Origin of the sequence: Arcobacter ellisii (assembly GCF_003544915.1) — a bacterium.
In the GTDB taxonomy this organism is placed as follows: domain Bacteria; phylum Campylobacterota; class Campylobacteria; order Campylobacterales; family Arcobacteraceae; genus Aliarcobacter; species Aliarcobacter ellisii.
The window spans coordinates 92,434-106,257 of the sequence record NZ_CP032097.1 but is presented as its reverse complement, the minus strand read 5'-3'; the positions used below and the strand labels follow the sequence as shown (position 1 = coordinate 106,257).

Genomic DNA, 13,824 nt, shown 5'->3' with positions numbered 1-13,824 from the left:
TGCTATAAAAATCAATAAAGATATTTCAAGAATTCCCATTTGCTTCCTTTTCTTTTAATTGCCCACAAGCAGCAGATATATCAAGCCCTTTTGACTCTCTGATTGTACAGATTACACCTTTTTGGTTTAAAAAATCTTTGAATCTTAACATATCTTCTTCAACAGGTCGCTGATATGTAGTTCCTGGATATGGATTAAAGTATATTAAATTTACTTTTGCTTGAATACCGTTTAATAAACTAACAAGTTTTCTAGCTGCTTCTATTGAATCATTTTTATCTTTTATTACTAAATATTCAAACATAACTTTTTTTCTTGTATCCACAGGAAAAGCCTTAACAGCTTCAATAATTGAAGCAATGTTATAAGCTTTATTCATAGGTATTAATTCACTTCTTAACTCATCATCAACAGCATGAAGTGAAATTGCTAATTGGATTTGTAAATCTTTTTCACCAAGTTTTTTAATTTTACTTGCAATTCCTGAAGTTGAAACTGTTTGTCTTCGTCTACTTATTGCTAAACCATCAAGTTCAGAAAAAATTTCTACTGCTTTAGTAAAGTTATCAAAGTTATCAAGTGGTTCACCCATTCCCATATAAACGATATTTAAAGCTTTATTTTCAGCAATATTATTATCTCTTTTGATATTTACAATTTGAGCAATATACTCTCCAACTGTAAGATTTCTTACAAATCCACCTTTTGCAGTTAAACAAAAACTACAGCCAACTTTACAGCCAACTTGAGAAGAAATACAAACAGTATATTTCTCACTTCTTACAATTTGTCCATCTTCATCTATCTTTTTATCTTTCATTAAAAGTAAAACTGCTTCAACAGTATGGTTATCTCTTAATTTAAAAAGATATTTAATACTTCCATCACGACTCTGCTCTTTCTTTACAATTTGCATAATATCTATTGGATAGTTTGCTTTTAAATCTTCTTTTAATTCATTTGGTAAGTTTTTCATATCATCATACGAACTAGCATACTTTTTGTAAAGCCAATTATAAACTTGCTTTGCTCTAAATGATGGTTTTAATTTTTCTTTTAATTCATCTAATGTGTAATCATATATAGATGGTAATTCTTCTTTTGCCATTATAATTTATTCCAATTTTCTATTTTATTATATTTTTTTCTATTAAATAATTTGTTAATTTTGTCATTGCCTCTTTATGATTTTTTATAAAATCTTCATGGGCATTTTCATTTGTATAATTTGTTACTACAAAAATTCCAGCAACTGGAATTTCAAACTCTTTTGCAACACTTAAAATTGAAAAAAACTCCATATTTTCAATTCCAACACCATATTCTAAAAACTCTTTACAAAGTTTTTCATTTGTTGAAATATAGTTTGAAGAGTTTACAATAGTATCATTTCTTGCAAATTTATTTTCAGATTCTAAAACATTATCTAAAGGTGTATATGCACTTTGCGTTAAAAATCCAAGTTCAATATTTGAAGCTCTTTTTGATTCAACTATATCAAAAATTTTATGTTCACCATAACTTCCTGCACTTCCAATAAAAAGTAAAAAGTCAGGTTTATCAAATAGACACATTCTTGTAAGATTTATTGAACTTTCAATTAATCCAACACCAATGGGATGAGCAAATGGAAAAGTTTCATTTCTTCCTGCACATACAATCATCTGCACTCCAAAATAAAGTTTGGATTTACTGTAATATTTTGTTCACTACTAATTGGAGCTACATCCGCAACAGATTTTGACATACTTGATAATGCCATTTCACTTCTTGCATATACTATATTTCCACCGTTAAATTCATTTATATTTATTTTTTTTACTTCACATTTTTTTGATAATTTTGAAGATAAAACATTTGCATAATTTTCAATCCAAGTAATTGCTTCAAATCTTAAATTATCAAAACTTTTATTTTGTAATTCGTCACTTACTTTCCAAGAAACATTTGAAATATTAAGTTTTATATCATCAGATTTTATTCTCTCTTTTATAGCAATTAATTCATCCATAAAACTATTTAATTCTTTTGCATCTTTTGATTCTACTGAATATCTTAGATTTCCAACATATCCTATAAATTCTTGTTTATTGTCATAATATTTGTATTTTGGACTTAAAGTAAAACTTCCATTTTTTATAATTACTTCTTTATTATTTTTAATGAAATCATTAAATTTTTCAATTTCACTATTTACTCTAACTTCATCTTTTTTTTCGACACTTATATTTACATTTGTACTTAATAAATCTGGGTTTACTACTTTTGAAAAACTTTTATTAAATTCTATTTCATATGAAAATGCCAATATTGGCAGTAATAATCCCATAAATAATTTGATTTTCATTTTATATCCTTACAGGAATGTTATTTGCTCTTAAATATCTCTTTAAATCCATAATATCTATTTCTTTAAAGTGAAAAATCGAAGCAGCAAGTGCTGCACTAGCACCATGTTCAAATGCCTCTTTTATATGTTCCATAGTTCCAGCTCCACCACTTGCAATTACTGGAATATCAACTAATTTTGAAATTTGTTCAGTAATGTTTAGTTCAAATCCAGTTTTTGCACCATCAGTGTCCATAGAAGTAAGAAGTATTTCACCAGCACCTCTATCATAAACTTCTTTTGCCCAAGCAAGTGCGTCAAGTCCAGTATCTTCACGTCCTCCTTTTACAAAAACGTGGTAAGAACCATCAGCAACTCTTTTAACATCAATTGCAACAACAATACATTGACTACCAAATCTTTTAGAACTTTCATTTATTAAATCTGGGTTTGAAACAGCTGAAGAGTTAATTGAAACTTTGTCACAACCTACATTTAAAAGTGCATAAATATCTTCAAGTTTTCTAATTCCCCCACCAACTGTTAAAGGAATAAAAACTTCTTTTGCAACTTGTTTTACAATATCAACAATTGTTCCTCTATTTTGATGACTTGCAGTAATATCTAAAAAAGTTATTTCATCTGCACCTTCTGCGTTATATCTTTTTGCAACTTCTACAGGATCTCCTGCATCTCTTAAACCTACAAAATTCACGCCTTTTACAACTCTTCCATTATCAACATCTAGACATGGTATTATTCTTTTTGCAAAACTACTCAAATAAAATCCTTCGTAATAACTAAAAATTATCTTATCTAATTATAAGTTAAAAGCAGATATACTCTTCCCAATTATGGAAAAAGTAAAAGCAAAAAAACAATACGGACAAAACTTTTTAAAAGATACGACTATTTTGGATAAAATCATCCAATCGATGCCCATGAACAATAATTATGTGGTTGAAATTGGGCCTGGATTAGGTGATTTGACCAAAAATTTAGTCAAGTACAAAGATTTAACTGCTTATGAGGTTGATACTGATTTAATCGGTATTTTGAAGTCTAAATTTGCAATAGAGATAGAAGAGGGTAAACTAAAACTGATCCACACTGATGTTTTAGAGGCTTGGGATAAGCAAAAAAGCCTACATAATGGTAAATATGACTTGATAGCAAACTTACCATACTATATTGCAACAAACATTATATTAAGAGCATTTGAAGATGTTTCTTGTGAACATATTATTGTTATGGTACAAAAAGAGGTTGCAGAAAAATTTACTGCATCTGTAAATGATAAGGAATATTCATCTTTAGGTATTATTACTGAATTAATTTCTATTGATTCTAAAATACTTTTTGATGTTCCACCTGAATCATTTGATCCTCCACCAAAAGTAACATCTTCAATTCTTTATATAAAAAAAGATATGTCTAAAAATTTTGATAAAGATTTTAATAAGTTTTTAAAAGCCTGTTTTATTCAGCCTAGAAAAAAACTTTCAAAAAATCTTACGTCACTTTTGAGTAAAGATTGTATATCTGAAATTTATAAAGAATTAAATGTAGATGATAATGTTAGACCTCATGAAGTAAGTTCATCTTTGTATAGCCAAATGTATACAAAGGTAAAGAATGGAAGAAATTAACAAAGAAGAACAAACTACAACAAGTACACAAGTTGAAACTACTGTAGAAACAAATACAAATTCAGGTGAAGCAGTAGAGGGTAAAAAACCTCCTTTCAAGAAAAGAAAACCTAAACCAAAAGTTGCAAAAGATCCACAACAAATGCAAAATAAAGGTGAAGGTTGGGTTAGTGATTTAAAAAAAGCTTACATAATCAATGAAAAAATCCATAGAGATAGGTTAAACCCTCATTATAAACTTAATCTAAATACAACAGCAAAACTAAGAATCACTCCACTTGGTGGATTAGGTGAAATTGGTGGAAATATGATGGTTGTTGAAACTGAAAACCAAGCACTTATAGTTGATGTTGGTATGAGTTTCCCAGATGGTGAAATGCATGGTGTTGATATTTTAATTCCTGATTTTACTTATATTAGAGAAATCAAAGATAAAATTGTTGCAGTAATTATTACACATGGTCATGAAGATCACATTGGTGCAATGCCATATCTATTTAAAGAGATGCAGTTCCCAATTTATGGTACTTCTTTACCACTTGAAATGATTGGTTCAAAATTTGATGAACACAAAATGAGAGAACATAGAGGATATTTTAGAGCAATTCAAAAAAGAACTCCTATAAAAATTGGAGAATTTGAAGTTGAATGGATGCATATTACTCACTCAATTATAGATTCTTCTGCAATTGCTATTAAAACTGAAGCTGGAACAATGATTCACACAGGTGATTTTAAAATCGACCATACTCCAATTGATGGTTTTCCTACAGATTTACATAGACTTGCACATTATGGAGAAGAGGGTGTTTTAGTTTTAACTTCTGATTCAACAAATTCTCATGCTCCTGGATTTACAAGAACTGAAAAAACTGTTGGACCAACTTTTGATAGAATTTTTTCTACAGCAAAAGGAAGAGTTGTAATGTCTACTTTCTCTTCAAATATTCATAGAGTTTCACAAGCAATTGAAAAAGCATTACAATATAACAGAAAAATCTGTGTTATTGGAAGATCTATGGAAAAGAATTTAGAAATAGCAATGAATTTAGGTTATATAAAATTCCCAAAAGACCAATTTATTGAAGCGCACGAAGTAAATAAATATAATGATAAAGAAGTTTTAATTGTTACAACAGGAAGTCAAGGTGAATCAATGTCAGCTCTATATAGAATGGCTATTCATGAACATAGACACATTAAAATTAAACCTGATGACCAAATTATTTTATCATCAAAAGCAATTCCAGGAAATGAAGCAAGTGTTTCTGAAATCATCAATCACCTTTTAAAAGCAGGTGCAAAAGTTGCATACCAAGATTATCCAGATATTCACGTTTCAGGACATGCTGCACAAGAAGAACAAAAACTTATGTTACGACTTGTAAAACCTAAATTCTTTTTACCAGTTCATGGGGAATATAATCATGCCCTAAAACATGGACAAACAGGTATTGATTGTGGTGTATTAGAAAGAAATGTTTATATCATGAGTGATGGTGAACAAATTGAAGTTACACCAAAATATTTAAAGAAAGTTCGAACTGTAAAATCAGGTAAAGTTTATATTGACAATCAATTAAACAATAAAATTTCAGATGATGTAATTTTAGATAGACAAACAATGGCTAAAGAAGGTATTGTTATGATTGTTGCACAAATTAATGAAAGTGATAGAACTCTTGCTCAAAGACCAAAAGTTACTTCATTTGGATTAGTTCCAGATAAACAAGATAAATACTTTGCAAAAGAGATTGAAGATTTATTATCAGTATTCTTAGAAAATGTTAAACCAGGTATTCTAAAAAACAATAAAATTCTAGAAGATGAATTAAGAAAAGTTGTTAGAAAACATTGCACAAGAAAATATAAAAAATATCCAATGATAGTACCAACTATATTTGTACAATAAGGAATAGTTAAATGGATTTCAAACAAATTGTTAGAGATGTTTTATTAACTGAAGCAAATGAACTTGAAAGAGCAGCACAAAATATATCTTTTGATATTGAAAAAGCAATTGATTTAATTATCAATTGCAAAGGTAAATTAATTATCTCTGGTGTTGGTAAATCAGGACTTGTAGGTACTAAAATTGCTGCAACATTAGCAAGTACAGGAACAAGTTCTTTCTTTTTGCATCCTACAGAAGCAATGCATGGCGATTTAGGAATGATTGGTAAAGATGATATTGTTCTTGGAATTTCATATAGTGGTGAAAGTGAAGAATTAGTACAAATTTTGCCTCATCTAAAAAGATTAAATATTCCTCTTATTGGTATGGCAAGAAGTGAAAATTCTACATTAGCAAAATATTCAGATGTTTTTATCAATATTTATGTTGAAAAAGAGGCTTGTCCACTTGATACAGCACCAACATCTTCTACAACTTTAACAATGGCAATGGGCGATGCACTTGCTGTTTGTTTAATGAAAAGAAGAGATTTCAAAAAAGAAGATTTTGCATCATTTCACCCAGGTGGAAGTTTAGGTAAAAAACTATTCATAAAAGTTGATGATTTATTAAGAAAAGAAAATCTACCTGTCGTTTCACGTGAAACTCGACTTAAAGACGCTATTTTAATAATGAGTCAAGGAAGACTTGGAAGTGTTATTATTACAGATGAAGATAATAAAGTATTTGGATTATTAAGTGATGGAGATTTAAGAAGAGCATTAATGAATGAGAAATTCTCTTTAGAATGCAAAGTTGAAGAAATTGCAACATTAAATCCTAAAACTTTAAAAAACAAAGAACTTCTGGCAAGTGATGCACTTCAAGTTATTGAAAACTACAAGATACAACTACTTATCGTTACAGATGAAAATGATAAATTAGTTGGAGTGCTACATATTCACGATTTAATCGAAGCTGGTATAAAATAATGAAAGAAAATAAAAGCCATTCTGGCAAAAAGAAAACAGAAGAGATACAAGAAGAGTTAACAAGATTAAATAAATTTTTATCTCACAACAGTAACTACTCAAGAAGAGAAGCTGATAAGCTGATAGAAGAGGGTAGAGTAAAAGTTAATGGTAAAGTAGTTACTAATCTTGCAACAAAAGTTTCATCAAAAGATGAAGTGCAAATTGGTAAAAAAAATATCAAAGAAGATAAAAATAAGATTTATACTGTAATTGTTTACAATAAACCAAAAGGTGAAATTGTTTCAAAAAAAGACCCTCAAGGAAGAAAAACAATCTATGATTCACTTGAAAAAAAATATAAACATTTTTTAAGTGTAGGAAGACTTGACTACGCAAGTGAAGGATTATTACTATTATCTGATAATGTTGAAGTTGTTGATGCTTTAATGCACTCTGATTTAGAAAGAGTTTATAAAATCAAAGTTAATGGTGTAATATCTAAATCAGTTGAAGAAGCTATGCAAAATGGAATTACAATTGAAGATGCAAGAACAGGTGCACATAAAAATAGTAAAATAAAATCTATGTCTTTTGCACCTTTTTTAGCTTATGATATTCAAACAAATGGAGAAAAATACTCTAAAATTAAAGTTGTGATTTCTGAGGGGAAAAATAGAGAATTAAGAAGATTTTTCGCTCACTTTGGTCTTGATGTACTTGATTTAAAAAGATTAGAGTATGGTGGAATCTCTTTAAATAATCTACCAACTGGAAAATCAAGATTTTTAACAAAAGAAGAATACAAAAATCTAAGAATCTTTATGAATGAAGATGATAGATCTATCTAATAAATTAAGACCAACAAGTTTAGATACATTTGTTGGTCAATCTCACATTATTGGCAAAGAAAAAGCACTTTATAAACTAATCAAACAAAAAGAGATTCCTCATCTATTTTTTTATGGTAAACCAGGAACTGGAAAAACTACTTTAGCCAAAATAATTGCTCGTGAAATAAATACAGATTATTACTATTTTAATGCTACAAGTATCAAAGTAGAAGATTTGCGAAAAGTCTTTGATAAATATAAAGGAAGTTTAATTAAACCTCTTATTTTTATTGATGAAGTACATAGATTATCAAAAAATCAACAAGAAGTTTTACTCCCTATAATGGAAAATTATGATGCAATTATTATTGGAGCAAGTACAGAAAATCCTTTTTTTACACTAACATCTGCAATTCGTTCAAGAGCTTTTCTTTATGAATTTAAAGCTTTTACAAAAGAAGAAATGAATAAGATTCTTTATATTGCTTTAAAAGATATTGATATAACTCTTACAAATGAAGCAAAAGAGTATTTGATAACATCTAGTTCTGGTGATGCAAGAGCTATGCTTACACTTCTAAATTTTGCATATAAAGTATCAAAAGATATAGACTTAACTTTATTAAAAGAGTTAAGGGAAAATGTAATAGGGGATGGAGTTTCATCTTCTGATACTCATTATGATTTAGCAAGTGCTATGATTAAGTCATTAAGAGGTTCAAATATTGATGCAGCTTTATATTATATGAGTAGATTAATAAATGGTGGAGAAAGTGTAGATTTTATTACAAGAAGATTAGTAATATTTGCAAGCGAAGATATTGGAAATGCAAATCCAAATGCTTTAAATCTAGCAGTAAATACAATGATTGCATGTAATAAAATTGGTTATCCAGAATCAAGAATCATTCTTTCTCAGTGTGCTATATATCTTGCATCAAGTCCTAAATCAAATAGTGCTTATAAAGCTGTAAATAAAGCTCTACAACAAATAAAAGATGGAAAGATACTTGATATACCAAAACATCTTGATTCACAGCATATAGGCTATTTATACCCCCATGATTTTGGTGGATATGTTGAACAAAAATATTTAAAAGAAGATTTGAATTTATATAATAATTCAAATATAGGTTTTGAAAAAACTTTAAATGATTGGTTAGATAAAATTAAAAATAAAAAAGAGGATTAAAGAATGGAATACTACACTTGGGTTTTAACTTTTCACGTTGTTGCTTTTATGTCATGGATGGCGATGCTGTTTTATTTACCAAGACTTTTTGTATATCATGTAGAAAATATAGAAAAAAAAGAGTTTGTGGAAGTAGTTAAAATTCAAGAGTACAAGATTTATAAATATATTGGAGCTCCTGCTATGTGGGCTACTATTTTTAGTGGTGCTACAATGCTTGCATTAAATCCTATTTTATTAGATTTTACTCAAAATCCTTGGATGTTAGCAAAACTTCTCTCTTTAGCTTTATTAATTATCTATTCTTTATCTTTAGAAAAATATAGAAAAGATTTAGAAAATAATACTTGTAAAAAAAGTGGTAAATTTTTTAGAATGTACAATGAAATGCCAACTATGTTATCTATTCTTATTGTTGGCTACGTGATTACAAAATCTTTTTCTATTTTATTTACTGCAATTATTGTTATACTATTTGCATATATTTCTTATGTAATAATGAAACCTAAAAAGGCTAAATAATGAATTTTGACAAATATTATGTATTAGATACAAATATCCTTCTTGAAGATGCTTCAAACGTATATAAACTCTCTCAGGAGGGGAGAAACTTAATAATTCTTCCTGAAACTGTTCTTGATGAAATTGACACAAAAAAAAGTGGTTTTGATGAAATTAATTTTCAAGCTAGAGAGTTTGCAAGGATTTTAGAGAATTCATCAATAATAAATAGTATAAAAAAAGATTCATATAAAATAATTAGAGTTAAAATTGAAAATGAAAAGAATACTATCATAGATATCATTTCAAAAGATGAATATGAAGTTAATATTAAAAATATATCTTTAAATATAATAAATGATAGAAAAATCTTAGAAATTGCAACATTTGCAAATAGTTATTATAAAAATCAAGTTGAATTTTTATCTTTAGATATCATGGCTAGAACAAGAGCTATTTCTCTTGATATAAAAACTGATGCATTAGTTGGTAAAGATAAAGATGTTTTTGATTTTGATTTTATTAAAGAGATTGATATAAATTTTGACGATTTAGAATTTATTGACAATCAAAATATCGATAAATACGACCCTGAATACAAACCTTACAATTTCTCATACTGTTTTAAAGTTAAATCATCTGATCAAGTTTTATTAGCAAATATACAAAATAAAAGAATCAAACTACTTGATGAAGCTGAAATTAGAGACCAAGTAATTACACCTTTAAATAAAGAGCAACTATTTTTTAGTGATGCTATTTTAAGTCATTTTTACAATGTATTAATTGTAGAAGCAAAAGCAGGTTCTGGGAAAACTCTTTTAGCACTAAGTGGTGCATTAAAACTTGTTCGTCAAAAATTCTTTCAAAAAATAATATATATTAGAAATTCTATTGAATCTTTAGATAAAGGTGAAGATGTAGGTTATCTTCCAGGATTAGAAGAAAAATTTAAAATCTACAATCATCCTTTAATGGATAGTCTTGATTATATAATAAGAAGTGAACATAAAAGAAAAAGAAGCAAAAAGAATCCTGATACAACAATATCTGAATTAGATGATAGAGAAGTTACAGAAAGAATTGATCAAATGATTAGTAATTATGGAATTGAAACTATGTGGGTAGGGGAGATGAGGGGTAGAACCCTTTCAAACTCATTTATAATTATAGATGAAGCACAAAATATGTCAAATAAAACAATGCAAATGGTATTATCAAGAATAGATAGTTCATGTAAAGTTGTTATCTTAGGTTCAAATAAACAAATTGATAACTTCTACGTAAATAAATATACAAATGCTCTGACAACGTTATTAAAATCAACAAAAAACGAAGATAATATTGTAAATATATTCGCAATTAAATTACAAAAAGTTCTTAGAGGTCCAATAACAGAGTGGGCTGAACAAATCTTCTCAAAATAAAAAATGCCTAGAATATATTTATTCTAGACATTTTAAACTCTTTATATAAATCATCATTAATATCATATTTTACTCTATTTAAAACAAAAAATTAAATCTTATATATTTTAAAATATTTAATTTTATAAGTCCAATTAAATTATAAATATAATACTTATTATAAATATCTCAATATTGGAATAAAATAGCTAAATATAGCACTTGTTACTATATGTTTTTTCTACAATTTTATTAATTATTAATAAATTTATTTTTAAATTATGTGTTATAATACATATTATAATACGTAAAAGGATTAGGATGTCACTATTACAATATACATCAAAAGAGATGTTTTCTTCAACAGAATTAGTAAGAAAAAGTAAAAATATCTTTGATAAATTAAATAAGAAAGAGATAGAAAAAGCAATCATTTTAAGAGATGGAAAACCAGGAATTATACTTTTAGATTTTAACGAGTATGAAAGAATTATTTCAGAATATATAAATCTAAAAGATAAAAATAAAAATCATTCTTTAACTGAAAAAGTTGAAACTAAAAAAGAGGAAATAATAGAAAAAATAGAGAGTGAAAAAGATGATTATAAAAGCACTATTGATGAACTTGAAAAATTAGAATTTGAATTAGATTATAAAAGTAATAAAGAAAAAGAAGAACCATTAAAAGAGTTTTGGGACTAAAAATGATAGATGTACTAATAATTGGTTCAGGTGGAGCAGGGTTAACTGCAGCACTTAATGCAAAAAAAAATAATTCAAATGTTTTAGTTGTTTCAAAAACATTTCCTACTCACTCTCAAACTGTACAAGCCCAAGGTGGGATTAATGCAGTTTTATATGAAGATAATGATTCAATTGAAAATCATATAAATGATACCTACAATGCTTCTCATTTGCTAGCAAATAAAAAAAATATAACTTTCTTATGTAAAAATGCAAAAGATACTATTCTTTGGCTTGACTCAATAGGTGTACCTTTTAATAGAACTAAAAATGGCAAATTCTCTCAAAGAAAATTTGGTGGAACTAAACATCTAAGAACATGCTATTCAAGTGATTATACTGGTTTAAAGATAATGCATACGCTATTTGATCAATGTCTAAAAGAGAATATTGATTTTTGTTATGAATATTTTTTATTAGAATTGATAATAGAAAATGACATTTGTAAAGGTGCAATATTTTTAGATATTAAAAATGGTAATATTGCCACAATTTATGCTAAAACAACTATATTAGCAACAGGTGGTTATGCCGGTATATATTCAAATAATACAACAAATTCTTATTCAAATAGTGCAGATGGTCTTGCAGTAGCTTTTAGAGCAGGTGTTAAACTTTCAAATATGGAGTTTGTACAATTTCATCCTACGACTTTAGTTAATACAAATATACTTATAAGTGAAAGTGCTAGAGGTGAGGGTGCTTATTTAGTTGATAAAGATGGAAATAGATTTATTGATGAACTAAAATCAAGGGATGAAGTAACAAAGGCAATTTATGAAAGAATTTTAAATAAAGAAAAAATTTTTCTTGATTTAAGACATTTAGGGCTAGATAAAATTAATGAATTAATTCCTCAAGAAAGGAAACTTGCATTTGAGTTTTCAAATATAAAAATTGAAGATGAACTTTTACCAATAATTCCCTCAGCTCATTATTCAATGGGAGGAATAAAAACAAATATCAATGGTGAAACAAATATAATTAACCTTTTTGCTGTTGGAGAGTGTGCAAATGCTTCAATTCATGGTGCAAATAGATTAGGTGGAAACTCTTTACTTGAAATAGTTACATTAGGTAGACATATTGGAACTTATGTGTCAAATAAAGCGAAAGATATAGCTAATTTTGATGAAAAAATTTCAAATCAAGAAATAAAAATGAAAGAGAAAATTTCTGAATTTTATGAGAAAAAAAGTGAAATAAACTTTTATAAAATAAAAGACTATTTGTCAAATAAACTTTTCGAAGATGTCGGAATTTTCAAAGAGAGAAATAAATTAATTGAATTTCAAAATATCATAAATGATATATCAAAAGATAGAAATAAAATGGGAATAGAGGATAAATCAAAAATTTATAATAAAAATCTTATTGATTTATTAGAATTTCTTAATATTCTTCTAGTATCAAAACTTGTTGTTTTAAGTTCATTAAATAGAGAAGAGAGTAGAGGTTCTCACTTTAGAATTGATTTCCCAAATAAAGATATAAACTACAATAAATCTTCAATAATTCAATTAATAAATGATGAAATTGTATTTAAGTTTGAGGTAGAAGATGAAAATTAATATTAGAAGATTTAACAAAGAGTTATCAAATGAATCAACTATCACTAAATATGAAGTTAATAATACAAATTTATTAAAAGCACTAATCGAAATAAAAGAAGAAATTGATTCTTCTTTATCTTTTAGATGTGGATGTAAAAGTGGTGTTTGTGGTTCATGTGCAGTAAAAGTTAATGGTGTAGAAAGATTGGCTTGTAAAGTCTTTATTAAAGATGATGATTTAATTGAACCATTAAAGAATATTGAAGTAATAAAGGATTTAATAGTAAATGTTTCACATGAAACATTACTCATCAATAAAACAAAAAGCTATATAAATAAAAATTCTAATAAAGAAATAAAGCAAGAGAATATAGAAAAAATTGATTTGCAAAGTAATTGTATTTTATGTAATTCTTGTTTTAGTTCTTGTCCAGTTTATGATGCAAAAGATAGTTTTATTGGTCCATTTGCATTAAGTAGAGCATTAAGATATGTTAATGATGAGAAATTAGAATCAAATGATGAAATTATATCTAGTATTCAAACTGATGGGATATGGGATTGTACATTATGTAGTGCATGTACTTTAGTTTGTCCACAAGGGATTGATCCAAAAGCAGATATTATGCAATTACAAAACATATCTGTACAAAAAGGTTATACTAATCCAAATTTTCAGAATTTTTCTTTTGATTTCAATGATGATTTTGGAGGAGGATTTAATCCTAATGGATTTTAGAATAGAGTATTAT

The 13,824-nt window shown here is 27.1% G+C and carries 14 protein-coding genes; 10 read left to right on the top strand and 4 right to left on the bottom strand.

All coding sequences use genetic code 11. The annotated features are described in order from the left end of the window. Nucleotides 1–25: 25 nt before the first annotated feature. Genes rlmN through hisF form a run of 4 tightly spaced genes read right to left on the bottom strand, consistent with a single transcriptional unit; the run spans nucleotide 26 to nucleotide 3,110 of the window. Complete coding sequence (gene rlmN / locus AELL_RS00560) at nucleotides 26–1,108, bottom strand: dual-specificity RNA methyltransferase RlmN (RefSeq protein ID WP_118916071.1); 1,083 nt, start codon at nucleotides 1,106–1,108, stop codon at nucleotides 26–28. Between the two features lie 19 nt (nucleotides 1,109–1,127). After that, complete coding sequence (locus tag AELL_RS00555) at nucleotides 1,128–1,664, bottom strand: phosphorylase family protein (RefSeq protein WP_118916070.1); 537 nt, start codon at nucleotides 1,662–1,664, stop codon at nucleotides 1,128–1,130. Next, nucleotides 1,661–2,347 carry an SIMPL domain-containing protein gene (locus AELL_RS00550; protein ID WP_118916069.1) on the bottom strand — a complete coding sequence of 229 codons (687 nt, stop codon included), beginning with the start codon at nucleotides 2,345–2,347 and terminating at the stop codon, nucleotides 1,661–1,663. The genes AELL_RS00555 and AELL_RS00550 overlap by 4 nt, the downstream gene beginning before the upstream one ends. Before the next feature lies 1 nt (nucleotide 2,348). Continuing rightward, complete coding sequence (gene hisF / locus AELL_RS00545; protein WP_014472862.1) at nucleotides 2,349–3,110, bottom strand: imidazole glycerol phosphate synthase subunit HisF; 762 nt, start codon at nucleotides 3,108–3,110, stop codon at nucleotides 2,349–2,351. Between the two features lie 73 nt (nucleotides 3,111–3,183). Here hisF and rsmA point away from each other — a divergent pair, with 73 nt between their 5' ends. The 10 genes from rsmA to AELL_RS00495 all read left to right on the top strand — a co-directional run bounded on the left by rsmA (nucleotide 3,184) and on the right by AELL_RS00495 (nucleotide 13,811). Beyond that, nucleotides 3,184–3,978, top strand: coding sequence for a 16S rRNA (adenine(1518)-N(6)/adenine(1519)-N(6))-dimethyltransferase RsmA (gene rsmA / locus AELL_RS00540; RefSeq protein WP_118916068.1), 795 nt, complete (start codon nucleotides 3,184–3,186; stop codon nucleotides 3,976–3,978). After that, complete coding sequence (locus AELL_RS00535) at nucleotides 3,965–5,890, top strand: ribonuclease J (protein ID WP_118916067.1); 1,926 nt, start codon at nucleotides 3,965–3,967, stop codon at nucleotides 5,888–5,890. The genes rsmA and AELL_RS00535 overlap by 14 nt, the downstream gene beginning before the upstream one ends. Before the next feature lie 11 nt (nucleotides 5,891–5,901). Further along, nucleotides 5,902–6,864, top strand: coding sequence for a KpsF/GutQ family sugar-phosphate isomerase (locus tag AELL_RS00530; protein ID WP_118916066.1), 963 nt, complete (start codon nucleotides 5,902–5,904; stop codon nucleotides 6,862–6,864). After that, nucleotides 6,864–7,694: a pseudouridine synthase gene (locus tag AELL_RS00525; protein ID WP_118916065.1), complete on the top strand. Its 831-nt coding sequence runs from the start codon at nucleotides 6,864–6,866 to the stop codon at nucleotides 7,692–7,694. Before AELL_RS00530 ends, AELL_RS00525 begins: the two co-directional genes overlap by 1 nt. After that, the gene (locus AELL_RS00520; RefSeq protein WP_118916064.1) at nucleotides 7,678–8,868 is read left to right on the top strand and encodes a replication-associated recombination protein A; all 1,191 of its coding nucleotides are present in this window, start codon (nucleotides 7,678–7,680) and stop codon (nucleotides 8,866–8,868) included. Before AELL_RS00525 ends, AELL_RS00520 begins: the two co-directional genes overlap by 17 nt. 3 nt (nucleotides 8,869–8,871) lie before the next feature. Further along, nucleotides 8,872–9,390, top strand: a complete 519-nt coding sequence (locus AELL_RS00515) for a CopD family protein (protein WP_118916063.1) — start codon at nucleotides 8,872–8,874, stop codon at nucleotides 9,388–9,390. Continuing rightward, a complete protein-coding gene (locus tag AELL_RS00510; protein WP_118916062.1) occupies nucleotides 9,390–10,796 on the top strand; it encodes a PhoH family protein in 1,407 nt (468 codons plus the stop codon). Before AELL_RS00515 ends, AELL_RS00510 begins: the two co-directional genes overlap by 1 nt. Before the next feature lie 300 nt (nucleotides 10,797–11,096). Beyond that, nucleotides 11,097–11,477 carry a hypothetical protein gene (locus tag AELL_RS00505; RefSeq protein WP_118916061.1) on the top strand — a complete coding sequence of 127 codons (381 nt, stop codon included), beginning with the start codon at nucleotides 11,097–11,099 and terminating at the stop codon, nucleotides 11,475–11,477. A gap of 2 nt (nucleotides 11,478–11,479) precedes the next feature. Then, nucleotides 11,480–13,090 carry an FAD-binding protein gene (locus AELL_RS00500; RefSeq protein ID WP_118916060.1) on the top strand — a complete coding sequence of 537 codons (1,611 nt, stop codon included), beginning with the start codon at nucleotides 11,480–11,482 and terminating at the stop codon, nucleotides 13,088–13,090. Next, nucleotides 13,080–13,811 carry a succinate dehydrogenase/fumarate reductase iron-sulfur subunit gene (locus tag AELL_RS00495; protein ID WP_118916059.1) on the top strand — a complete coding sequence of 244 codons (732 nt, stop codon included), beginning with the start codon at nucleotides 13,080–13,082 and terminating at the stop codon, nucleotides 13,809–13,811. Before AELL_RS00500 ends, AELL_RS00495 begins: the two co-directional genes overlap by 11 nt. Nucleotides 13,812–13,824 lie beyond the last annotated feature (13 nt).

Bases quoted from the DNA above. Each gene is read 5' to 3' on its own strand.
- AELL_RS00555 (WP_118916070.1), bottom strand. From the start codon at position 1,664: ATGATTGTATGTGCAGGAAGAAATGAAACTTTTCCATTTGCTCATCCC.
- rsmA (WP_118916068.1), top strand. From the start codon at position 3,184: ATGGAAAAAGTAAAAGCAAAAAAACAATACGGACAAAACTTTTTAAAA.
- AELL_RS00520 (WP_118916064.1), top strand. From the start codon at position 7,678: ATGATAGATCTATCTAATAAATTAAGACCAACAAGTTTAGATACATTT.
- AELL_RS00495 (WP_118916059.1), top strand. From the start codon at position 13,080: ATGAAAATTAATATTAGAAGATTTAACAAAGAGTTATCAAATGAATCA.
- AELL_RS00525 (WP_118916065.1), top strand. From the start codon at position 6,864: ATGAAAGAAAATAAAAGCCATTCTGGCAAAAAGAAAACAGAAGAGATA.
- AELL_RS00505 (WP_118916061.1), top strand. From the start codon at position 11,097: ATGTCACTATTACAATATACATCAAAAGAGATGTTTTCTTCAACAGAA.
- AELL_RS00510 (WP_118916062.1), top strand. From the start codon at position 9,390: ATGAATTTTGACAAATATTATGTATTAGATACAAATATCCTTCTTGAA.
- AELL_RS00515 (WP_118916063.1), top strand. From the start codon at position 8,872: ATGGAATACTACACTTGGGTTTTAACTTTTCACGTTGTTGCTTTTATG.
- AELL_RS00535 (WP_118916067.1), top strand. From the start codon at position 3,965: ATGGAAGAAATTAACAAAGAAGAACAAACTACAACAAGTACACAAGTT.
- AELL_RS00550 (WP_118916069.1), bottom strand. From the start codon at position 2,347: ATGAAAATCAAATTATTTATGGGATTATTACTGCCAATATTGGCATTT.
- AELL_RS00500 (WP_118916060.1), top strand. From the start codon at position 11,480: ATGATAGATGTACTAATAATTGGTTCAGGTGGAGCAGGGTTAACTGCA.
- AELL_RS00530 (WP_118916066.1), top strand. From the start codon at position 5,902: ATGGATTTCAAACAAATTGTTAGAGATGTTTTATTAACTGAAGCAAAT.
- rlmN (WP_118916071.1), bottom strand. From the start codon at position 1,108: ATGGCAAAAGAAGAATTACCATCTATATATGATTACACATTAGATGAA.